19 protein-coding genes and 1 pseudogene are annotated in these 21,646 nt (G+C 50.8%); 11 read left to right on the top strand and 9 right to left on the bottom strand.

Translation table 11 applies throughout. The features are described 5' to 3' along the window. Positions 1-5: 5 nt before the first annotated feature. On the bottom strand, positions 6-1,613 hold the full coding sequence (locus tag FCL47_RS12890; protein WP_136813909.1) for an ABC transporter ATP-binding protein: 1,608 nt from the start codon (positions 1,611-1,613) through the stop codon (positions 6-8). A 175-nt stretch (positions 1,614-1,788) separates the two neighbouring features. Further along, positions 1,789-2,061, bottom strand: coding sequence for an acylphosphatase (locus FCL47_RS12885; protein ID WP_136813908.1), 273 nt, complete (start codon positions 2,059-2,061; stop codon positions 1,789-1,791). A 364-nt stretch (positions 2,062-2,425) separates the two neighbouring features. Here FCL47_RS12885 and FCL47_RS12880 point away from each other — a divergent pair, with 364 nt between their 5' ends. The 3 genes from FCL47_RS12880 (at position 2,426) to FCL47_RS12870 (ending at position 5,888) form a co-directional block, all read left to right on the top strand. Continuing rightward, positions 2,426-4,042, top strand: a complete 1,617-nt coding sequence (locus tag FCL47_RS12880) for a fumarate hydratase (protein ID WP_304992077.1) — start codon at positions 2,426-2,428, stop codon at positions 4,040-4,042. Positions 4,043-4,140: 98 nt separating this feature from the next. Further along, positions 4,141-4,713 carry a DNA-3-methyladenine glycosylase I gene (locus FCL47_RS12875; RefSeq protein WP_136813906.1) on the top strand — a complete coding sequence of 191 codons (573 nt, stop codon included), beginning with the start codon at positions 4,141-4,143 and terminating at the stop codon, positions 4,711-4,713. 32 nt (positions 4,714-4,745) lie between these two features. Next, a complete protein-coding gene (locus FCL47_RS12870; RefSeq protein WP_167496476.1) occupies positions 4,746-5,888 on the top strand; it encodes a VanZ family protein in 1,143 nt (380 codons plus the stop codon). A gap of 15 nt (positions 5,889-5,903) precedes the next feature. Here FCL47_RS12870 and FCL47_RS12865 read toward each other — a convergent pair whose 3' ends face one another. The 6 genes from FCL47_RS12865 to FCL47_RS12840 form a co-directional block, all read right to left on the bottom strand. After that, positions 5,904-6,590: a PEP-CTERM sorting domain-containing protein gene (locus FCL47_RS12865; RefSeq protein WP_136813904.1), complete on the bottom strand. Its 687-nt coding sequence runs from the start codon at positions 6,588-6,590 to the stop codon at positions 5,904-5,906. A 357-nt stretch (positions 6,591-6,947) separates the two neighbouring features. Then, complete coding sequence (locus tag FCL47_RS12860; protein ID WP_136813903.1) at positions 6,948-7,172, bottom strand: MoaD/ThiS family protein; 225 nt, start codon at positions 7,170-7,172, stop codon at positions 6,948-6,950. Positions 7,173-7,184: 12 nt separating this feature from the next. Then, entirely contained in the window at positions 7,185-8,912 is a 1,728-nt protein-coding gene (locus FCL47_RS12855; protein WP_136813902.1) for an aldehyde ferredoxin oxidoreductase family protein, read from the bottom strand. A gap of 27 nt (positions 8,913-8,939) precedes the next feature. After that, on the bottom strand, positions 8,940-10,865 hold the full coding sequence (locus FCL47_RS12850) for a molybdopterin biosynthesis protein (RefSeq protein ID WP_136813901.1): 1,926 nt from the start codon (positions 10,863-10,865) through the stop codon (positions 8,940-8,942). Beyond that, a complete protein-coding gene (gene glp / locus FCL47_RS12845) occupies positions 10,862-12,133 on the bottom strand; it encodes a gephyrin-like molybdotransferase Glp (RefSeq protein WP_136813900.1) in 1,272 nt (423 codons plus the stop codon). The genes FCL47_RS12850 and glp overlap by 4 nt, the downstream gene beginning before the upstream one ends. Then, on the bottom strand, positions 12,126-12,731 hold the full coding sequence (locus tag FCL47_RS12840; protein ID WP_136813899.1) for a hypothetical protein: 606 nt from the start codon (positions 12,729-12,731) through the stop codon (positions 12,126-12,128). Before FCL47_RS12840 ends, glp begins: the two co-directional genes overlap by 8 nt. 145 nt (positions 12,732-12,876) lie before the next feature. Between FCL47_RS12840 and gpmI the strand changes: the two genes are divergently transcribed. Genes gpmI through FCL47_RS12820 form a run of 4 tightly spaced genes read left to right on the top strand, consistent with a single transcriptional unit; the run spans position 12,877 to position 16,566 of the window. Then, on the top strand, positions 12,877-14,505 hold the full coding sequence (gene gpmI / locus FCL47_RS12835) for a 2,3-bisphosphoglycerate-independent phosphoglycerate mutase (RefSeq protein WP_136813898.1): 1,629 nt from the start codon (positions 12,877-12,879) through the stop codon (positions 14,503-14,505). Positions 14,506-14,527: 22 nt separating this feature from the next. After that, positions 14,528-15,088, top strand: coding sequence for a DUF615 domain-containing protein (locus FCL47_RS12830; RefSeq protein ID WP_136813897.1), 561 nt, complete (start codon positions 14,528-14,530; stop codon positions 15,086-15,088). Between the two features lie 3 nt (positions 15,089-15,091). Beyond that, positions 15,092-15,316 carry a hypothetical protein gene (locus FCL47_RS12825; RefSeq protein WP_136813896.1) on the top strand — a complete coding sequence of 75 codons (225 nt, stop codon included), beginning with the start codon at positions 15,092-15,094 and terminating at the stop codon, positions 15,314-15,316. Between the two features lie 53 nt (positions 15,317-15,369). Then, the gene (locus FCL47_RS12820) at positions 15,370-16,566 is read left to right on the top strand and encodes a PLP-dependent aminotransferase family protein (RefSeq protein WP_136813895.1); all 1,197 of its coding nucleotides are present in this window, start codon (positions 15,370-15,372) and stop codon (positions 16,564-16,566) included. A 28-nt stretch (positions 16,567-16,594) separates the two neighbouring features. Here the strand turns inward: FCL47_RS12820 and folE2 are convergent, their stop codons facing one another. Then, positions 16,595-17,353 (bottom strand): GTP cyclohydrolase FolE2, encoded by a 759-nt coding sequence (folE2, locus tag FCL47_RS12815; RefSeq protein WP_255580685.1) that lies wholly within the window; start codon positions 17,351-17,353, stop codon positions 16,595-16,597. Between the two features lie 248 nt (positions 17,354-17,601). Between folE2 and FCL47_RS12810 the strand changes: the two genes are divergently transcribed. The 4 genes and pseudogenes from FCL47_RS12810 (at position 17,602) to FCL47_RS12795 (ending at position 21,556) form a co-directional block, all read left to right on the top strand. Continuing rightward, positions 17,602-18,003: an RNA-binding S4 domain-containing protein gene (locus FCL47_RS12810; RefSeq protein ID WP_136813893.1), complete on the top strand. Its 402-nt coding sequence runs from the start codon at positions 17,602-17,604 to the stop codon at positions 18,001-18,003. Positions 18,004-18,006: 3 nt separating this feature from the next. After that, a pseudogene (locus tag FCL47_RS12805) lies at positions 18,007-18,582 on the top strand (IMP cyclohydrolase); the annotation flags it as partial. A 48-nt stretch (positions 18,583-18,630) separates the two neighbouring features. Further along, positions 18,631-19,212 (top strand): formyltransferase family protein, encoded by a 582-nt coding sequence (locus FCL47_RS12800; RefSeq protein WP_136813891.1) that lies wholly within the window; start codon positions 18,631-18,633, stop codon positions 19,210-19,212. Between the two features lie 91 nt (positions 19,213-19,303). After that, a complete protein-coding gene (locus FCL47_RS12795; protein ID WP_136813890.1) occupies positions 19,304-21,556 on the top strand; it encodes a peptidase U32 family protein in 2,253 nt (750 codons plus the stop codon). Positions 21,557-21,646: the final 90 nt, after the last annotated feature.

Raw genomic sequence — 21,646 nt, 5'->3', positions numbered from 1 at the left:
CCCGTCTAGCTGAGCGCTGCGGAGAACAGCCGCCGGGTGTATTCCTGCTCAGGAGAATTGAAAACCTCCTGGGCAGGACCTGACTCAACTATGCGGCCATGCCGCATGACTGCAACATAATCGGCCATAGCCCGGACCACCCGCAGATCGTGGGATATAAACATATAGGTCATCTGGTATCTCTTTTGTAAATCCAGGAGCAGTTCGATTATCTGGCCTTGAATAGTGACATCCAGGGCGGACGTCGGCTCGTCGAGAATAAGAAATTTCGGTTTTAAGACGATGGCCCGGGCAATGGAGATCCGTTGACGCTGGCCTCCGGAAAATTCATGGGGAAAGCGAAAGGCCATCTCCTCTTCCAGCCCCACCTCAAGAAGGGTATCCAGCACCTTTTCATAGCGTTCTGCTCTGGTGGCATTTGGGGTATGGATCCTTAACCCTTCCTCGATGATTTCATGGACGGTAAAACGAGGCGAAAGCGACGAAAAAGGGTCCTGAAAGATTATCTGCATATCGCTGCGCAGCGGTCGAAGTCGGTTGTTGGTCCAAGGTTGAATGTTCTCTCCGTTAAAGAGGATCTTGCCGTTGCTGCGCACCAGTTTTAAGAGAGCCAGGCCGAGGGTGGTTTTTCCTGATCCGGATTCGCCGACAATGCCGCAGGTGGTTCCCTGGTACATGTCGAGCGTCACATTATCAACACCTTTGGTAATTTTTTTCTTACGTTTGAACGGATGTACCCAGCCGCTGTATGTCTCGAACCGGCAGTTGAGATTTTCCGTTCTGAGGAGCAATGGACCGGCTTGCCGTGATTCCTTAATCGCTTGAGGGAGAGCCGACATGAGAACTTTGGTGTATGCATGGTCAGGATCGGTGAATATCTTTTCGGTTGTGCCACTCTCGACGATCCGGCCTTCCTGCATGATATAGATCCTGGCGGCCTGTTTCCGAACCATCTCGAGATCGTGGGTTATAAGCAGCAGACCCATGCCGTATTCAGACTGGATATCTTTTATCAGATCGAGTATCTGGGCCTGGATAGTCACATCAAGCGCAGTGGTCGGTTCATCGGCTATCAATAACTCCGGCCTGCAGGCAAGGGCCATGGCAATCATCACCCGCTGGCGCTGCCCGCCGGAAAGCTGATAGGAATAGGAGCCCAGTCGTCCAGCCGGGTCGTCGATGCCAGTCCGGTCAAGGAGTCGGATCGCTTCCTGTTCCGCCTCTTTCATGCCCATTTTCCGGTGAAGCCTGAGCGGCTCCATCAGCTGGTTGCCGATGGTATACACAGGGTTGAGCGAGGTCATCGGCTCCTGGAAGATCATGGCAATTTTGTTGCCGCGGAGAGAACGGATTTCTTCGGAAGAGAGGTTGAAAACATTTTGGTCCTGAAAACGAATTTCTCCCTGTCGGGTGATATTGCAGCTGTCTTCCAGGAGGCGCAGGATGGACAGCGCAGTTATAGACTTGCCGGATCCTGATTCCCCAACCAGGGCCACGGTCTGGCCTTTTTCAAGATCCAGGGAGACATCAAAGAGAACCTGGTCGTGCACAGGCTGGTTCTGTTCATCATAGCTGTTGAACCAGAGGTTGAGACGGTCTATTTCAAGGAACATGGTAGTTTCATATCGCTAAAGGGGGAATCCAGTCGGAAAAGGAGCCAATCTGTTATGTACTAACTCACTTATCCCGCCCAAAAGCTTTGCGGGACTCTGTTTAGTACCCCCTTGAGGGGTGTAAGTTCCTTCACGAAAAACTTTCTCAAAAAGAAGAGAAAGTTTTTCTAAGTCACTAATATCGCACCTCAAAGGTAGTGTATTCTTCATTCGTGGTGATTTCGCTGGTGCTGAGGGCATCGACTCTTGACATCGGCGGTCCCTGTCTGAGCCACTCGAGCATGGTCGTCACGTTGTTTTCCGCACCTTTTAAAACGGCCTCAACCGAGCCGTCGCGCCGGTTGCGAACCCAGCCGGTAAGCTTAAGCTGCCGTGCCTGTCTGTAGGTGTTATCCCTGAAACAGACGCCTTGAACCCGTCCTTCCACTATGACACGAATCGTTTTCATAACCTGGCTCCTGATCGTATCGTCTGTTGTATACCTCTCTGCTTCGTAAGATATGGCCGATCTCGTTGTTGGCAATTCTATCCGTTTTTTTACGAAGACGTCATGCCGCTTCATTCGAGACTTGTTTTGTTTGAGATCCTGGGCCTGAATGCTCCTCATAACTAACGAAAAAAGTTTTGCCTGCAACTGGATGGGGGCGAGGCAGAGTCAGAGACGACTTGTGCACGCTCAATAGATAGCAAAGAAAAGGATTATTAGCAACTTTTGGGAAATCCTTGGCCTTTAGAACAGGATAAAGTAAACTGCTCTCGATTTTCTGGAGACATCTTTCTACCTACCAATGATGACATAAGGAGTTATGAACATGGTTGATTTTATCTATCAGGAGCTCTTTCCACTCGGCAATGATACAACGAAATACCGGAAGATTGAAGGTTCCGAGACCTTCGTCAGTACCGATCAATCTAACGATCGGGAAATTTTGAAAATTGCGCCCGAAGGGTTGACAGTTCTTGCCAGGGAAGCCATGAAAAATGTCTCCTTTCTGCTGCGATCCTCGCACAATGAGCAAGTTGCCAAAATTCTGGACGACCCTGAATCTTCCGCCAATGAAAAAGGGGTGGCGCTGGCATTTTTAAAAAATGCCGAGGTCGCCTGCCAGTTTGAGCTGCCATTGTGCCAGGATACGGGGACGGCGATTATCATGGGCAAAAAAGGTGAGAATGTCTGGACCGGAACCAATGACTCCGAAGCCCTGTCCAGGGGCGTCTTTCAAACCTATACGGGAGAAAACCTGCGCTATTCCCAGACCGTGGCCCTCGATATGTACCAGGAAAAAAATACCGGTACCAACCTGCCGGCCCAGATTGACCTGTATGCCGTTTCCGGCGCTGAATATAAATTTTTGTTTATTGCCAAAGGAGGGGGGAGTGCCAATAAAACCTATCTCTTCCAGGAAACGAAAGCCCTGCTCAATCCCAAGACCCTTGAAGCATTTTTAATCGCCAAGATGAAAACCCTTGGTACGGCGGCCTGTCCGCCCTATCATTTGGCCTTTGCCATTGGCGGCACCAGCGCCGAAGCCAATCTGAAAACCGTTAAACTTGCTTCAGCTAAATATTATGACGAACTGCCGACAACCGGCAATGACCATGGGCGAGCCTTTCGCGATATCGAACTGGAAGAAAAACTGCAGAAGGCGGCCCAGAATCTGGGTATTGGCGCGCAGTTTGGAGGGAAATATTTCACCCATGATATTCGCGTCGTGCGTTTGCCCCGCCACGGAGCTTCCTGTCCTGTCGGCATGGGTGTATCCTGCTCGGCTGATCGAAACATGAAGGCCAAAATTAATAAAGACGGCCTCTGGCTCGAGGAACTGGATACCAATCCCGGTCGTTTGATCCCGGAAAAATACCGAGCCAAGCACGAGCATGGCGTGCGGCTTAATCTTAATCGGCCGATGCAGGAAGTCCTGAAAGAACTGACCAGACATCCCGTTGGCACTTCGCTGCTGCTTACCGGGACAATAGTCGTTGGCCGGGATATTGCCCATGCCAAATTCAAGGAAATCCTCGATAGCGGCAAACCACTCCCCAACTATCTGAAGCAGCATCCGATCTATTATGCAGGTCCGGCTAAAACGCCAGCCGGCAAGCCATCCGGTTCTTTTGGTCCAACGACTGCAGGCCGCATGGATAGTTATGTCGATCTGCTCCAGTCGCACGGCGGATCGATGATTATGATTGCCAAAGGCAATCGATCGCAGCAGGTCACTGATGCCTGTAAGAAACATGGCGGCTTTTATCTGGGATCGATTGGTGGTCCTGCCGCCATTCTGGCCGAAGAAAACATTAAAAAAGTCGAATGTATCGACTATCCTGAACTTGGCATGGAAGCGGTGTGGCAGATTGAAGTTGTTGACTTCCCGGCCTTCATCCTGGTTGACGATAAAGGCAACGATTTTTTCAGTGGCTTGATGTAACGGCCTGATAAAATACATAGAAACAGATTGCAGGCAGTACCGTCAACGACGAGACTGCCTGTTTTTTTTCGCAGCTTGCGATGAAGAGGGAATTTTTGATGCACAAAAGATGCGAGTGGTGCAATGACGACCCGCTGTACATGGCCTACCACGACGAGGATTGGGGTGTTCCCGTTCATGATGAGCAAAAGCTCTTTGAAATGCTTATCCTGGAGGGGGCGCAGGCAGGTTTGAGCTGGTTGACCATCCTGAAAAAAAGAGAGAACTATCGAAAGGCATTCGCGAATTTCGATGCTGCAACGGTTGCCCGCTATTCTGAAGACGATCTGGCACGGCTGCTGACTGATCCGGGTATTGTGCGGAATCGTCTGAAAATCGAGTCGGCCGTGAAAAATGCCCGGGGGGTTTTGGCCATACAAGAGGAATTTGGTTCTTTTGATACTTTTCTCTGGCGTTATGTTGATGGTATTCCACAACAAAATTCCTGGAAATCAATAGCTGAACTGCCTGCCCGTACGAAGACCTCCGATATGATGAGCAAAGATTTGAAACGACGCGGTTTTAATTTTGTGGGACCGACAATTTGTTATGCGCTTATGCAGTCCGTCGGCATGGTCAACGATCACATGATCCATTGTTTTCGATATGAGCAGGTAAAGCAGCTAGTATAACAAAGAGCATTGCCAGAGACCGTATGCCATTCTTGCACTTAAAAAATCCACGAACAGGATATTATCTGTTATCACTCCTGGTCTTCACTGTGATAGTGATCGTTCTTTTCTTTGGTCTAAGACCAAAAAAATGGTTGAGTGCCAATAATGTTCACTGGTTGGCCGATGAAAAAGCTCTCAGTTTCCGGGATCCCGGCATAGCCTATGTCGATGAATTGTGCATCTTTGCTGAAGAACAGCAGGCACAGGAATGGTCTCTGCAAATCATTGTGGCACCGGAAAATCTCGACCGACTTGGTTTCAGACCAATAGTAACGATTCACAACGGAGATGATCGCCTCCAGTTTACGCTTTGGCAGTGGGGGGATTCTCTCATTGTAATGAATGGAGATGACTATACATATTCTAGAAAGTGGCCGAGAATTTCGGCAATGAATGTACTCAGAACGGGAGAGGTGAGCTTTATCACCGTCACCTCAAGTCATTTTGGAACCCGTTTGTTCATTAACGGTGCCTTGGCAAATGAAATGAAGAACTGGCAGATAACTCTTCCGCATGGCGGCAAAAAGCAACAACTTCTTCTTGGTAATTCGGTATATGGCCAACACAGCTGGGAGGGAGAAATATTCGGTCTTGCTTTGTATGGCAAAAGCGTGACACGAGAACGGGTGCAGCACGATTATGAAAAATGGTTGCACAACCGGATGTTGCTTGCCGATTCAATGGATGAGCCTCTGTTTCTGTATACATTTCGTGAAGGTGCCGGCAGTTTTGCGGCGGATTGGACGGGTAATAGCAAGTCGCTGCAAATCCCGACCCGGCAGCTGGTGTTACAAAAAACATTCCTTGCTCCGCCGTGGCATAACTTCACTTTGAATCGATCTTTTTGGGTCGATGCCATCGTTAATTTTAGTGGTTTTGTTCCGCTTGGGGCATTGCTATGCTTGTGGTTGCGACAATTGCCCGCATTATCAGGAAAATATGCGGCTCCGGTCTGCGTGGCGTTTTGCTTTTTTCTCAGTCTGAGCATCGAAATCGCTCAGGCATGGCTCCCGAACAGATTTTCGAGCTTGTCGGACCTTGTGCTGAATACACTTGGCGCGTGGGCAGGGGTATTTTTTTTAGAAATTGTACTGCGGGTCAGGGGGGATAAAGCACAGGAAAAACCAGTTTAACATCTACTTTGTTGCCTATACCTTTCTCTTTCTCGAGCTGATACCGGCAAGGCCTGCAATACCAGTAGCAAGGAGTATCAGGGTAGCTGGTTCAGGAATGGGAAATACCGTCGAGACGAGGCCGGCTCGCCAGCCATCCTCCTCCTTAGTTGTGGTCCAGACAAGGGGGGGAAAATTTCCTTCATTGCCATCCATTGAAATTCCGATAAACCATTTTGATCCGTTAGGAAGATTGGAAAAGAGAGTATTGCTGAGATCGTTTGCATATATGGTGGTGATTGATCCCGCCTCGGCTGGATCAATCAAATAAAAATATATGTTTGAGCCCAGTGCAGTCAAATCTAGTTGTTCTCCAGCACCGTCAACCGTATGAAGATTCTTCCCGCCTGCCCGTTCACCATGGTCATAGTTTTCCGGGTATGTGGCGATCTCATTTATCTGCAAGTCAGGGGATTGGTCTGCAGGATCCTCTTGTGCCATCGTCTCGGTGTTTTTTTTATCGATTTGATCTACTGCCGTCGTTTGTGGAGCATACCCCTGTATAGCTTTGGCATATCGGCTTGCCGGAGCTTTGCCAGCTCCGCCATGAGCATCAACGTCCTTTGCGTAGTTAGGAGCTGCCATGGAGAGTCCTGATGCGTTTCCTGCAGAAATCCCTAATCCTGCGAGAGCAAACATAACGATCCGTAATGTTGTGTTCATGAGAAATTCCCTCCACAAAGAAATTTCACTTTGAGCTGCAAGGATTGAGTCGTTACATAATAGAATGCAAAAACTATACCGTTGTGTGATTCCTGTTTGACAACAGGAAAAAAGCAGCAAATCCAAACAAAAATTATAATTCCAATCTACAAAATTAATATACAGGGGGGATTGTTCGGATTACAGGAGACATATTCCGCTTTGGCGGACTATTCCTTGTGCCCGGCGATGAGAATGCGAAGGGTGTATATAGAAAAAATATGCGAAGGCCTGACAACGCCAGAGAACAGCCAGCAGGGTCGAAATTATTTTACTCTTTCGATCCTGCTGGCAAAGAAAATCAGCACGTGATTCAGGTTATCCGCCGCCAATAACGGGAAAGATTGCCAGAACATCATGATCGACAGGGTGGACTCCAAACTCCGTATGTCGAGAATTTATCATCAGCACCCCTACTTCTTCCCGGTCGATGTGCAACGAATCGACAATGTCGCCGACTGTTGTGCCTTCGCCTATCTCCCATTCTTCAACCTTGAAACGGTTGTCACGGAAGTAGGCGAAGAGTTTGACTGTTATCCTCATTGCCGGACTTCTTTAGAAATCCCAGAAGGTATCAATCTCCGCTCCGGTAAAGTCGAAGACAACATTATGAGGTGGTAATTTTTCATGGTAAAAGAATTCCGGTAACCTATCATCTACCGAGGTGAAACCTGCGGCCATGTTGAAGGCTCGTTCTGTTTTCAGGATATATTTACCGAGATTGACAACATCGTCTCCAGTCAATGCAATACCGAAACGGGCATTGATAAGATCAATCAATGCCGGCAGGCATTTCTCGTTATCAAGGGCGGCAAAGGCAATAAACAGGCACATGCCGGTGGAATCGATTGCGGCCGTGGCTATCTGCAGATTTCGCGACAATTCGACCTGTCCGTCTTTGCTCAGTGGATCAACTTGACCGCCAACATTAAGAATATTGGTGGCGATGGTGTAGCCCATGGTGTGATCCGCCCCTTGTGTTGAGGTGGCATATGTGATGCCCATACCTTTTATCGATCGTGGGTCATAGGCTGGAATTGCCTGATTCTTTACGACCGGGACGCGGGTAATGCCATAGGCACGGCCAACCGAACCGGCGCCATTGCCGATGATTCTACCTAGGCCGGTTCCTTTGGCTACTTCTTCCGTCAATATTCTGCAGACGCCGGCACCATCACCGAAAGGAAGAACGCCTGCTTCCATGGCCACACCCATGGCCACTGATGTTTCAATGCTATCGATCCCGATGTCATCCATGATGCGGTCTGCTTCGGCGATACGATCGAGATCCTCCACGCAGCAGTCGGCTCCCATGGCCCAGATTGACTCATATTCAAAACCTGAGGTCAATTTATTGCCCTTCGCGTCGTTGTAGACCTGGGAGCATTGGATGACACAGCCAGGGTGGCAGTTATGTTTTACCTTGCCGCCGCGCTGCTCAATGAGGTCGTGCATGGTTTCGCCGGAAATGGAATCATGCGCGGCAAATTGACCCTGAGTGAAGTTCCTGGTCGGAAGTCCGCCTGATTCATTGATTATATTCACCAGGACGTTGGTGCCATACTGCGCAAGTCCCTGGCTGATTGGATGATCGACCAGAGCTTTAGCAAAAGTTCTGTTCGCCTCTTTGAATTTATCCGGTTCGGCAATGGCCACTTTGCCGTCTTTGGGATCAATCGTAATAAACTTGATTTTTTTCGATCCCATTACTGCGCCGAGTCCGCCACGACCATTGGAGCGTATGCCTCCATCCGGGTCCTTGATCGAGATATTAGCACCCGTCAGTTTCATCTCTCCTGCCTGACCGATGGTCACTATGCCTGGTTTGCCTTCGAGTCGTTTCGACAGAGTTTCCACAACCGCAAAATTGCCCTTGCCGATCAGTTCCGACTCTTCGCTTATGGTGACGCCCTCCGGGGTCAGGGACAGGCTGTACCATTTGTCATCTTTTGGCAGTCCTTCGATAATAAGCGCCTTGCATCCGGCCCGGGCAAGAAGAGCGGCCGCCGTGCCGCCGGCATTGGATTCTTTGATGGTCCCGGTAAGCGGGCTTTTAGCACCGATGGAAAGACGGCCGGAGTTGGCAGCGGGGGTGCCGGAGAGCAGGCCGGGTGCGATAACAAGTTTGTTTTTAGCGCCCAGCGGATGGCAGGTGGGTTCTACCTCAGCGGCGACAATTGTCGAGGTGAGACCGCGACCTCCATGGCCAGCCCAGTCTGCAGGCACAGCTTCTACGGAGGTTGTGAGGTCCGTCATGTTGACACGAAAAATTTTATCAGTCATTCTAAGCTCCTTGTGTAGTTTATCTTTTTACTGCTCATACATGATTTTACCGCAATCGCGCAGGTTATACCCGCCAAGCGCGAGAATCGCCGCATGGAACGATGTGTTGGACCTGATCAATTCAATGACGGTGGCAACCTTGTTATCAAGAAGATGCTGTGCAGGGACGATGAGGTCATAGCGCTCTTCGGCGATGGGCACGAAATCGAGTTCAAGGGCATTCGCTGCGGCCCGTATACCGAGTCCCGCATCAACGCTGCTATTGGCAACTGACGCAGCAACGCTCATGTGGGTATATTCTTCATGGTCATAGCCGATAATCTCCGAGGTGTCTATCCCCTCGTCACGTAACATTTTGTCGGTCAAAAGCCTTGTTCCGGCCCCGTTCTGCCGGTTGATGAAGATATGTCGTCCTGCAGCGATATCTCTAAAACCCTGGATGTTTTTCGGGTTTCCTTTGGCGACAATCAGACCCTGTTCGCGGTAGCAGAGATTGATTAATTGCAGAGGAATGTCCTTTAAAAACCGTTGGATAAAGCTGACGTTATACTCTCCGGTATCTTCGTCGAGCAGGTGGCTTCCGGCAATATGGGCCTCGCCGCGTTTTATCGCCATGATGCCGCCCATCGAACCCACATGCGCCGAGGAAATGCGGACGATGGGCCGTTGCTTATGCAGCTGATTGGCCAGCAGGTCAAGAATATTGTCATGGCTGCCGATACAGACGAGGGTGCTGTCTACTTCGGTCTGTGGCCGCAGCAATTCTATCTGCACCTTTTCACCGGCCCCGATTCCTTCGCAGCCGGAAGGTACATTGAGCAGGCCGTCGGCACGCACAAGCGACATTACAGCTCCGGCGCCTTTCCCGGAAGGCGTGGCCATCAGGTTGTCTCCGACCCGACCCAGGGTGATCCTGACGAATTGATCAACGCCCATTGCCGAGTGTAATGGTCTGGACAGGGTGGCTTCTACATAGTCCGATTGAGGAGGTCCCTGACCCAGAAAAATGGAGATCATTTCCCGGACAAAGATCCGCATGGTCAGCAGAGCCGAAACGGGATAACCCGGCAGGCCAACGACCGGAGTGTCGCCGATCATGGCCAGGATAACCGGTTTTCCAGGTTTGATGGCAACACCATGGATTATGATCTCGCCGATTTCGGCAAGCACCGCAGCACTGTAATCCCGGGTGCCGGCGGAGGCTCCGGCGTTGAGAATTACAAAATCATTTTCAGCTGCCGCGGCAAGGATGGCCTTTTTCAAGAGGTCGGGGTTGTCGATAACCGGCAATCCGCGACTGGCATCAGCCCCCCATTCATTGAGGTATCCGGCCAGTATGCGTGAATTGAACTCGATGATCTGTCCGGCCTTTGGCTTCTGGCTGGGCTGGATCAGCTCGCTGCCGGTGGGGATGACATGGGCTCTGGGCGGGCGCTGGACGGTAATTTCAGTGACGCCGGTTGCCAGCATGGCGCCCTGGTCGATGGCTCTGATCCGGTGTCCTTCAGGAAGGATGAGCTCGGTTGCGACAATGTCTTCGCCAATGGTTCGTACATGCTGCCAGGGGGTAGCTGGCATATGCAGTTCCACTTCGGTGTCGCTGAGGTAATGGACATCTTCGATCATTACCACGGCATTAAAACCTTCGGGAATGGCATTGCCGGTATTGACGGGGATAAACCGGCTGTTGTGAAGACGAACCGGTTTTGCCTCGCTGGCGCCAGTCAAGTCACCGAAATGTACGGCTATGCCGTCCATGGCTGCGGCATTGTACGATGGTGAGGATCTCAGGGCGAAAACAGGCTCGGCGGTAATTCTCCCGAGGCTGTCATCGACCTCAATTGTTTCCAGAGGATCTCTGTCATAAAAGCCATGTCGCTGCAGCGCGGCCTGCCACGCTTCTTTCGCTTCGGAGAGTGGTTTGTTGGTAAGATAAATATTACGTTGGTTCATTGGAAGAGATATACCTTTACAACAGAATGTTCGGTTAGTCCCTGGCTGTCTTCGTCAATTAAAAAGTAGCCATCGGAGCGGGAAAGGGTTGATATCGAACCTGATTTACCAAGCACAGGATCGGCAATCCAGGTTGTACCTTCCTGGTGTAATTTTACCCGCACCACATCGCGTCTGCCTGGAGCGGAATTGATATTTCGCGCCAAAGCGGCTAGGACGCACGGGGAGGGCAATTCCGTCTCGCTGGCCTGGCCGGACAGTTGCCTGATCGCCGGGCCCACAAAAAAATCAAAGCAGACCATGGCGGAGACGGGATGACCCGGGAGACCGAAAATCGGCGTCGTGCCACCCATGCCGATCAATACCGGTTTTCCAGGTTTTAATGTAACCCCATGGACGAGAATGCCCGGCGGACCGAGCGCGGCGATCACTTGTTCCCCAAGGTCTTTTACGCCAACAGAGCTGCCTCCGGAAAAGAGGACTATATCATTTTCGGCGACGGCTCTGGTGATTGCCGCCATGAAAATATCTTTCTGGTCCGAGACGATACCATAATCGACGGAAACGCCACCGCAACGCTGCACCATTCCGGCGAGAGCAAGGGAATTGATGTTACGGATCTGGCCTGGTTGCGGTTTTTTGGTGTGGGCAATGATCTCGTCGCCGGTAGAGAGGATGCCGACCCTGACTTTCTCTCTCACCTGCACCTCGGTAATACCGAGCCCTGCCAGCAGACCGATATCCTGAGGACGAAGAAGATGGCCTTTTGCCAGGGCCTGTGCATCCTGAGCGATATCTTCGCCTTTCTGGATGAGGTTGGTGCCGGAGCCGACACCCTTGATAATCTCGATCAGGGAGTTGTCCACGGGAACCGTATGCTCGAGCATTACCACGCTGTCGGCACCTTCGGGAAGCAAACCGCCGGTGGGGATTTTATAGCAGCAACCTTTTTTGACCTGGCCTGCAGGTGCGGTCCCCATCAACACCTCTCCGGTAATATTGAGGTAGCATGGCATTGATTCACTTGCCCCAAATGTATCCGTTGCCCGTACGGCAAAGCCATCCATGGTCGACCGCGCCTGTCCGGGGAGATCTTCCGGGGAGATAACGGCCTGGGCCAGCACCCGGTCAAAAGCTGCAGGCAGGGGGATGACTGTAGAACTTGTAGTTATGCCTTGCAGATGACTGCGGAGAATGCGCATTGCCTCAGCCACAGAGATTAAACCACTGCGCCCGAGCATGTCCCTGGTAGATTTTTTTTCAACCATTTTCAGCGACAATTTTGAGATTGACTCTGGATAATTCCGGGAGAACTTGAAGGAGTTCCTTTGAGTCTATTTTTTTATCAGCTAACTGTATGGCCATAATCGATTGCAGCAGGTTCGGCCTTCTCATTAAAAAGCTCAAGAAGAGGTCGGTTTTCTGACAGACCCCTGCCTGCAGTAATTCCTGGCCGCGATCTCTGGCGATGCTGTTGAATAATTTCAGCGTAACGAGAACAGAGTTATGTCCTTCATCAGATGACTTTAAGGACTTCGTCTCGGTACGCAATGCCGAATGAAAACTGTTTTTGCGAAAAATTGCCCCGGCCAACCCCGGCATTGCGGCCGAAAGGGCCAATACCGGATGGTCGCCGGTGAGGGGCAGTGATAGATCGTCTACAGCGGTCCCGTTGAGAAAAATGGTTTGGACAACATCGGCGAGGTATTCAGCGGTAAAACCTGGAAATTTATTTAGAAATTTAGCAAGCGTCTGGCCATGAGCCGTCTTTATTTCTATGCCCGACTGTAAAACAGTGGTAAATAAAGGCAATGCTTCGGCGGCAACCGTCAGCTGAAGGCTGGGGTAAGAGAGTTGATCTTCCATGTAATAAGGTTACAGTATATGTGTTTTTCAAGTGTCGTTGCCTCTATTACCTCGTGGTAACAGATGAAAATTATCTTTACTGAATGGGCTGAGTATACCAGATTTTCAAGTCCTTGAAACTTATAATTACTTTAAAGGATCCCAAATGACCATACAACCATTATCTCCTCTGGTCGGATACAAGCCTTTCGACGGCCCGGTAGTCACCGTTATAATGGATGGAGTCGGCATAGGTTCAAAAGATGAACGGGATGGCGTGTTCGTAGCCAATACTCCCGTGCTGGATGAACTCCTCACCGAGCCGCTACAGCTGCAGTTGAAAGCACACGGCACGGCGGTCGGCCTGCCGACAGACGAGGACATGGGCAATTCGGAGGTAGGGCATAATGCCCTCGGAGCAGGCAGGGTGTTCGCCCAGGGAGCAAAACTGGTCAATCAGGCCTTGAAGTCAGGAACTGTCTTCCAGGGCGAGGCCTGGCAGAAATTAAAAAAAATAGGGTGTGGCGGAAAAACAATTCACTTCATTGGACTTCTGTCCGATGGTAACGTGCATAGCCATATCGATCAGCTTTTTGTCTTGCTCGATCAATGTGCCGCTGAGGGTATGCATAATGTAAGGGTCCACGTCCTGCTCGATGGTCGTGATGTCGGCCAGAAGAGCGCCCTGAAGTACCTGCAGCCACTCGAAGAAAAACTGGCGGCCCTGTCCGGAGAAGGCCGGGATTTTCGTATCGCTTCCGGGGGTGGTCGGATGGTGACGACGATGGACCGATACAATGCTGACTGGCAGGTGGTTCAAAACGGCTGGAAGGCCCATGTTTTAGGGGTCGGTCGCACTTTTCCCAGTGCCTCTGAAGCGGTCCAAAGCTATTATGATGAAGATCCGGAGATGACCGATCAGTATATGCCCAGTTTTGTCGTAACCGACGCTGCAGGTCCGGTCGGTACCATCGAAGATGGCGATGGCGTGGTCTTTTTCAACTTTCGTGGAGACAGGGCGATTGAAATTTCCAGGGCGTTCGAAGAACCCGATTTTAAGGAGTTTGACAGGGTTCGGGTGCCACAGGTGTTTTATGCCGGCATGATGCAGTACGACGGAGATGCGCTGATTCCGAAGAATTATCTGGTTTCGCCCCCGGCTATCGATCACGTTCTGGGCGAGTATCTCTGTTGCTCGAAAATCACTTCGTATTCCATCTCCGAGACCCAGAAGTTCGGCCACGTTACCTATTTCTGGAACGGTAACAGGTCGGGCTATATCGACGAGTCTATGGAAAAATATGAAGAAATTCCTTCCGACAAGATTGCTTTTGACCTCAAACCCTGGATGAAGGCGGGAGAAATTACCGATAAAGTTGTTGCGGCAATTGCAAGCGGCAACTATAAATTCATCCGTCTCAATTATCCCAATGGTGATATGGTCGGACATACCGGCATGGTGCCGGCTATCCGGATTGCGGTGGAAACGGTCGATCTTTGTCTGAACCGGATTCTACGGGCGGTAAAAAAAGCCGGCGGCATAGTCGTTGTTACAGCCGATCATGGCAATGCCGACTGCATGTGGACGGAAAAAAACGGCAGGAAAACCCCCATGGTTGCCCATACCTTAAACCCGGTGCCCTGTATCATAAAAGATTACAGCGGGGTTAACCGTTTTGCACTGAGCGGGGTAGAAAAACCCGGGCTGTCGAACGTTGCGGCGACCATCTGCACACTTTTAGGGCTGGTGCCGCCCGATGAATACGATGCTTCTCTGGTTACAATAACCAGCTAACAATCCATCAGTACAGGTAGAAATGACAGAACGAATCAGTAAATCAGCGCAAAAAAGACGTTTTAAAGACGAGGAAAATGCTGCCGCAGAACTGGCCTTGCTCTCCGATAAGGACCTGAAAAAGCTTGCCATCAGCCAGGTTGTAAAGGATGAAATAATACGCTGCAGAGGTCAAAAAGGCGGGGCCTTGAAGAGACAGATTAAATATCTGGCCAAGCTGATGCGAGAAGATTCGGTTGATGAAATTTTCGACTTTCTGACGGAAAGAAAGGGCTCAAAGGTAAAAGAAACCAAGTTGCATCGAGAAGTTGAGCGTCTGCGGGATGTGCTCATTAATGAGGCCATTAGTGTGCAGCAGGAATGTCTCCAGGAAGGACTTATTTTTGAACCCGACTGGCAGGGAGAAGAAATCGATTCTTTTGCACGACGGTTTCCGGTGGATGAAGGGGATCTGCGCAGGACAGTTTTTCAGTATGTCAAAACCAGGCTGCACAACCACAACCGTGAGGTTTTCCGTATCGTTAAAGCGGCGGTGGACAAGCAGGAAATATTGCGAAAAATCGATACGGCAAACCTGGAGTAGGCCATGTCAATCCGGTCTCTGGCTCGAGAGCTCTATAATGCCCAGCAAAACGTCGCGGCGCTGCAAAAAAAATTGGACAGTGCCGTGCCGGATAACAAGGATTCCTTGACTCAGGAGTTGCGTCACGCCATGCAGGAGGTACAGATGCTGCGCCGGATGCTTGACGGGGAAAAAGAGTCCGGCACCTTCCGCCAGCGGTTCAGCGGATTCGGCAGTTCAAAAAAATAGCAATCAAGCCTCGTACTTTGCGAAAAAAGTGCAGCAATAAGGACAACATTGCAATGGAAAATATTTTTGCCAAGCGAATGCAGGGTGTGCCTCGGTCGTTTATTCGGGAAATCCTTAAAGTGTCCCTGGATCCATCCGTCGTCTCCTTTGCCGGCGGTCTGCCCAACCCGGCCTTCTTTCCGGTTGCGGAGATCCAGCGTGCCACGGAGAGAGTTTTTGCCACGTATGGAGCTGGTATATTGCAGTACAGTAACACTGAAGGCGATATCAAGCTGCGGGAACAGATCAGCGCCAGATATCTGGCGAAGAAAGGCTTGTCGATTCCGCCGGAAAATATCTTTATCACCAATGGTTCGCAACAGGGGATCGACCTGCTCGGGAAAGTGCTGTTGAACGACGGCGACAGGGTGCTTATCGAGGAACCCGGTTATCTCGGCACCATCCAGTCGCTGTCGCTTTTCAGAGTGCAGTTTGTGCCTGTGCCGGTGGGCGACGATGGCATGGATGTTGAGAGTCTCGGCAGGCTCAGCGATGGCTGTGGGGCGAAAATGCTCTATACCGTACCGACCTTCCAGAACCCGTCCGGGATAACCTATAGTGATGATAACCGGGAAAAAGTCGCCGCTCTTGCCAAACGGAATAAATTTATCGTGGTCGAAGATGATCCTTACGGGGAATTGCGGTTCTCCGGAGCGGGAGCCAGATCTTTTGCGCAATACCTGCCGGAGCAGACTGTCCTGCTCGGCTCTTTTTCCAAAGTTGTCGCCCCTGGTCTTCGTCTCGGTTGGATAGCCGCCCCCGCCTGGATTTGTGAAAAACTCATTATCGCCAAGCAGGCAGCCGATCTGCATACGTCCAGTTTTACGCAGAAGATATTGTACGAATTCCTGCTGGAAAATGATCTTGACGAGCATATCAAAAAAATAACCCAAGCCTATGGAACTCAGTGTCGGGCCATGCAGGAAGGGCTCTCCCGACATTTTCCTGCGACCATCAGCTTTACGAAGCCCGAGGGCGGGATGTTTTTATGGGGGAGATTGCCAAAAGAGATGGACTCCATGCAGCTTTTTCAGGAGGCGGTTCGGGAAAAAGTAGTCTTTGTCCCTGGTGACCCCTTTTATACCAACCGGTCAAAGACCTCGGCCTTCAGGCTCAACTTTTCGTGTGTTGACCCGGAAACTATCGAAGTTGGGATTAAGAGGATGGCGCGCGCGCTGGAAGTGTATGGCGCCTGTTCGTGTCGGGGCTGAGAGGTATTCAGCTTGACTGTCTTGCCGGTTAAATTTCGTCGCTGTCCACGTAGGCATAGGCGCTGTGTTTGTGGATTGACTCAAAGCTTTCCACTCCGGCGGAGAACCAGGTAATGTTCGGGTCCGCCTGAGCAAGCAAGGCGACCTTTCTGACAACGTCCTCGACGAACATAGGGTTGTTGAAGGCTTTCTCGGTAACATATTTTTCATCCGGCCGTTTAAGCAGGGCATACAATTCACAGGAAGCCGACTGCTCGACCATTGCGATTAAATCTTCTGCCCAGATGAAGTTGTTGAACTTGACATTGAGGGTGACCTCAGCCCTCTGGTTGTGGGCGCCGCCGGCACTGATCTCTTTTGAACAGGGGCAGAGCGTGGTTACCGGCACGGTGACGGAAAGAATGAATCCTTCATCGTCGCCGATGCCGCCGGAAAAACTGCAGGCATATTCCATGAGGCTGTGGGTATCGCTGACCGGTGCTTTTTTATCGATGAAATAGGGAAAGGTCATTTCCAGCCGAACGGACTTGGCCTGCAGGTCCTTCTTCAGTCTGGTCAAAATGGATGAGAAACTGGTTACGGAGAGTTCTCCCAGATATTCGCTCAAGACAGAGGTAAATGTTTCGACACAGTTATCCCTGTTGCTTTCGGAAAGCCTTGCCCGCATGGAAATTGTGGCGATAGTATTTTGCAGCTTTCCCGTTTTTTCCTTAACGCGAACAGGAGTTTTGAGACCTTTCAGGCCAACTGTCTGGATATGCATAGGCTTGCTCGATCTTGATGCGATGAATTTATTAGAAAGTACATAGTGTCATAGATTTAGAAATACTGTGCATGTCTTTATTCAACGCCAATCAGTGCGTGTACGAAGACGACTGTTACTTACCCTTTTTGACTCTCTTCGACAATGTTCTTTTTATTGCCGATATGCAGTGATTCTAATTTTTCATGCGTTTCTGGCAAAATCGGTGTAGTCTGTATGTTTTCTCAGCCGTTCCGTCCTCGCTTATCGCTCTCTTCAGGTATATCATGAACATGGAAACTCCTAACGAAGCCATCAGACTGGATAAGTGGTTATGGGCTGCCCGTTTCTTTAAGACCCGCTCGATGGCCAGCCAGGCGATAAATGGCGGTAAAGTCCATGTCAACGGTGGTCGGGCTAAAGCGGCCCGCAATGTTCTGGTCGGTGACCAGCTGCGTATCACCATTGGCAGTATGGAGTTTAATATTACGGTGGTGGCTCTGGCTAAATTCCGGCGCCCTGCACAGGAAGCCCGCCTCCTCTATACTGAATCGGAAGAGAGCATCAAGGCCCGCCAGGAGCAGCAGGAGCTTCGCAGGATGGCTAATGCCGGCTATGCAGGACCTGCGAAAAAACCGAGCAAGCGCGATCGACGAAAAATTAAATTGTTTACCAGAAAAGATGAACAGGAGTAGGTTATGCACAAAATTGAAAGAGCATTGATAAGCTTGACCGATAAAGCCGGAATTGAAGGTTTTGCCACGGAATTGGCGCAGTTGGGAATTGAGCTGCTGTCCACCGGTGGCACCGCTAAAAAATTGCGCGACGCAGGCCTTGCGGTCATGGATGTGTCGGAGTTCACCGGATTTCCGGAGATGCTCGATGGCCGGGTAAAAACCCTGCATCCCAAAGTGCACGGCGGTATTTTAAATCAGCGGGCAAACAGCGATCACCAGCAGCAATGTGCCGCGCATGGCTTGAAAAATATCGATCTTATTGCCGTAAACCTCTACGCCTTTGCCAAAACCGTCGCCGATCCCAACTGCAGTCTGGCCGATGCCATTGAAAATATCGATATCGGCGGCCCCACCATGTTACGGGCAGCGGCGAAGAATTTTCACGATGTGACGGTCATTGTCGATCCTGCTGATTATCCTCAGGTTATCAAAGAAATTAAAGCATCCGGCAATACGACGCTCAAAACACGGTTTAAACTGATGCGCAAGGTTTTTGCCCTCACCTCTGTCTACGATACGGCCATTTCCGAGTGGCTGGAAAAAGTCGATATAGAGACAAACAGTTATTTCACCGGAGAATAGACAATGCTTAAGATGGCGGTGTTACTTTCCGGCAGCGGACGCACCCTCGATAATTTTCATGAGCGCATTGAAAACGGGAGCCTTGCCGGCAAAATTGAGGTGGTTATCTCCAATGTTGCAGATGTGCTTGGCCTTAAAAAAGCTGCGAAATACGGCTATCCCGCATTATATGGTCCCGATAACCGTACAATCAATAAATTGCTGCAAGACTATGATATCGATATCGTCTGTCTCGCCGGTTATCTGAAGCTGTACGTCCCGCCGCCGGAGCTTGCCCGGGCGGTCGTTAATATCCATCCCTCCCTCATTCCGAGTTTTTGCGGGGCTGGTTTTTATGGCCACCACGTCCATGAGGCGATCAAGGCACGCGGCTGCACGGTCAGCGGCTGTACGGTGCATTTTGCCAATGAAAATTTTGATGAGGGGCCGATTATCCTGCAAAAATGCGTCGAACTCAACTATGAGGATGATGCCGACACCATTGCCGATAAGGTATTTGCCGTCGAATGCGAAGCATTTCCGGAGGCCATTAACCGGGTTGATCAACGGGGCATAGAATTCTTCTGGAAACGGGTAGGGATGTGAAAGACAAAAAACGATTGCTGACAGCAAACCCAAAAACCGATCCGGCCGGGCAAAGCTCTGGACCCGGAGAACATGAGGACCTCGATATCTGATGGCTGCCATGGAACTGCTCGCCCCCGTAGGAAACGCCGAAACCTTTGGTGCTGCCCTGGATGGCGGTGCCGATGCCGTCTATGTCGGGGCTCCGGGCTTCAACGCCCGTAATCTGGCGAGAGATGTGCGCCTTGAAGAGATAGGGGCGATGATCGATCATTGCCATAGTCTTGATAAAAAACTCTATATTGCGGCCAACAGCCTGATTCTTGAAAGAGAACTGCCGCTCGTAATCGAAAACCTTGCCCTGTTGGCGGAATTGAACCCCGATGCGCTCATTGTTCAGGACCTGGGCCTGATCCGTCTGGTGCGCCATTATTTCCCGGAGTTGAGACTGCATGGTTCGACTCTGACGACGGTTCATAATTCGGATGGGGTGCGTTATCAGGCCGATCTTGGTTGCGAAAGAGTCGTCCTGGCCAGGGAACTGACGCTGAAGGAGATTGGTACTATCGCAGCCGGAAGAGGCCCCACTGAGCTGGAGATTTTCATCCACGGGGCTATGTGTTTTTCCTACTCCGGGCTCTGTCTGTTCTCGTCCTATCTCGGTGGGAAAAGCGGGCTGCGGGGCCGCTGTGTACAGCCATGCCGCAGGGCCTATAGCTCCGGCGCCAGAATCACCGGTGGGAAAGGCGCGAAGGATGCCGGGAAAAAAGGCGATTCTGGACGGTATCTCTTTTCCATGAATGATCTAACCGGTCTGGAAGCCGTTCCTTTTCTAAAGGAAGCCGGTATTTCCTCGCTGAAAATCGAAGGCCGGTTACGCTCGGCGCACTATGTTCATTCCATTGTCGCGGCCTATCGAATGGTTCTCGATGCCGATTTACCGCATCAGGACGAGGCGCTGGAGCAAGCCAGGGTTCTCGCCGACCAGGCGATGAGTCGCAAGACGACCAGTGGTTATTTTTTCTCTCCTCAGCCAGCCGAAGCGACATCGCCCCATCACTCGGGGAATATGGGCAATCATCTTGGTCGTTTCACCGTGACTCGGATGGTTGGCGATCAGCTTACCTGCCGGTTTGTTACCAAGGGCAGTCTGTCTGTAGGCGACAGACTGCGTCTGCATGTCGAACCATCGGGGGAAAGGACGGCTTTTCGCCTCAAGTCAATGTTTGTGCTTGGTGAAAAAAAAGAGAATGCCGTCGCCGGCAGCAAGGTCTCAATTGAACTGCCGGCCGGTTTTCAGGCCGCTGCCAATGGACATGTCGAAGTGTATAAAGTCGATGGCGGGGCGCAGGGTGCTTCTTCTTACGATGGAGCATCGCAAGTTGCCAGGATTGGTCGGGAACTGGCTGTTAAGAAAAAGCAACTGGCGGCAACAATCGATCGGATTGTCAGCCTGGTCTGCGATACCGGCAGTGATTTGCCTGACGGGGAACAGCCGGACATAAAGAGAAAAGCGGGAGCGTCCCACAGGCCGCACCGTCCGCAGCCGGTAAGAAAAAAATTACCGATGGACTGGTGGCTCAAGACCGATTCGCTCAAACTTATCCTCGGTGATTTACCGTTGGTACCGGATCGTTACCTGCTGAGTTTCAATAAGCAGACGGTGAGCCAGGCGGGCAAGATGAAAGGGGCGCTTGGCAAAAAAGCCAGGATGCTGACCTGGGCGCTTCCTCCGTTGATAATGGAAAATGATTTGCCCAAGGTAAAAAAACAGATACAGCTGCTTCTGCGGACCGGCTTTCGCAGTTTTCAGCTGGGTCATCTCAGTCAGAGATTATTGTTTAAAGGTGAAAAAGCCCACCTCTTTGCCGATTACACGGCAAATCTGTTTAACAACCAGGCGCTGGCGATGGTCAGCGAGCTTGGAATAGGTGCTGCTCAGGCAGGCATTGAGATGGATCGCGCGGCACTGCAGGAATTGCTCAATGGTTGCAGGGCAGGGGGCAGTACCAGCTCCGGCGGGAGATCCATACCGGTTGGCCTTATGGTGTATGGTGCTCCTGCGTTGTACACATCCAGGCTTGCTCCGGATTATTTCCCCTACGACAAGCAGATTCTCAGCCCCAGGGATGAGCCCTATGTTATCAGGAAGAAAGAAGGCTATACGCAGACTTTCCCGGATAAACCATTTTCGTTGCTGCCTTATCTCGACGAACTGAAAGAGATGGGGGTAAAGTATGCGGTCGTCGATATTTCCGGTGGCACCAGCTCGAAAAGGGAGCTGCAGGACCTGGACGACCGGTTGCATAACACCGGTAGGTACGGCAAGCTGTCGACTTTTAATTATTTAGGTAAGCTTGAATGATGGTGTTATAAAAATACATAAATCTAGATGGATAAGTAAAAAGCTTCAGATGCGAGGCGCGCAAAATCTCTACCAGTTCGGCGTACTAGA

The organism is Desulfopila sp. IMCC35006, assembly GCF_005116645.1.
Classification (GTDB): Bacteria; Desulfobacterota; Desulfobulbia; order Desulfobulbales; family Desulfocapsaceae; genus Desulforhopalus_A.
The sequence above is the reverse complement of the archived record's forward strand: the minus strand, read 5'-3'. Positions and strand labels throughout refer to the sequence as shown.

What these genes read in the sequence shown, in the direction of transcription:
- FCL47_RS12890 (WP_136813909.1), bottom strand. Translation starts at nt 1,613, where the DNA reads ATGTTCCTTGAAATAGACCGTCTCAACCTCTGGTTCAACAGCTATGAT.
- FCL47_RS12885 (WP_136813908.1), bottom strand. Translation starts at nt 2,061, where the DNA reads ATGAAAACGATTCGTGTCATAGTGGAAGGACGGGTTCAAGGCGTCTGT.
- FCL47_RS12880 (WP_304992077.1), top strand. Translation starts at nt 2,426, where the DNA reads ATGGTTGATTTTATCTATCAGGAGCTCTTTCCACTCGGCAATGATACA.
- FCL47_RS12875 (WP_136813906.1), top strand. Translation starts at nt 4,141, where the DNA reads ATGCACAAAAGATGCGAGTGGTGCAATGACGACCCGCTGTACATGGCC.
- FCL47_RS12865 (WP_136813904.1), bottom strand. Translation starts at nt 6,590, where the DNA reads ATGAACACAACATTACGGATCGTTATGTTTGCTCTCGCAGGATTAGGG.
- FCL47_RS12860 (WP_136813903.1), bottom strand. Translation starts at nt 7,172, where the DNA reads ATGAGGATAACAGTCAAACTCTTCGCCTACTTCCGTGACAACCGTTTC.
- FCL47_RS12855 (WP_136813902.1), bottom strand. Translation starts at nt 8,912, where the DNA reads ATGACTGATAAAATTTTTCGTGTCAACATGACGGACCTCACAACCTCC.
- FCL47_RS12850 (WP_136813901.1), bottom strand. Translation starts at nt 10,865, where the DNA reads ATGAACCAACGTAATATTTATCTTACCAACAAACCACTCTCCGAAGCG.
- glp (WP_136813900.1), bottom strand. Translation starts at nt 12,133, where the DNA reads ATGGTTGAAAAAAAATCTACCAGGGACATGCTCGGGCGCAGTGGTTTA.
- FCL47_RS12840 (WP_136813899.1), bottom strand. Translation starts at nt 12,731, where the DNA reads ATGGAAGATCAACTCTCTTACCCCAGCCTTCAGCTGACGGTTGCCGCC.
- gpmI (WP_136813898.1), top strand. Translation starts at nt 12,877, where the DNA reads ATGACCATACAACCATTATCTCCTCTGGTCGGATACAAGCCTTTCGAC.
- FCL47_RS12830 (WP_136813897.1), top strand. Translation starts at nt 14,528, where the DNA reads ATGACAGAACGAATCAGTAAATCAGCGCAAAAAAGACGTTTTAAAGAC.
- FCL47_RS12825 (WP_136813896.1), top strand. Translation starts at nt 15,092, where the DNA reads ATGTCAATCCGGTCTCTGGCTCGAGAGCTCTATAATGCCCAGCAAAAC.
- FCL47_RS12820 (WP_136813895.1), top strand. Translation starts at nt 15,370, where the DNA reads ATGGAAAATATTTTTGCCAAGCGAATGCAGGGTGTGCCTCGGTCGTTT.
- FCL47_RS12810 (WP_136813893.1), top strand. Translation starts at nt 17,602, where the DNA reads ATGGAAACTCCTAACGAAGCCATCAGACTGGATAAGTGGTTATGGGCT.
- FCL47_RS12800 (WP_136813891.1), top strand. Translation starts at nt 18,631, where the DNA reads ATGCTTAAGATGGCGGTGTTACTTTCCGGCAGCGGACGCACCCTCGAT.
- FCL47_RS12795 (WP_136813890.1), top strand. Translation starts at nt 19,304, where the DNA reads ATGGCTGCCATGGAACTGCTCGCCCCCGTAGGAAACGCCGAAACCTTT.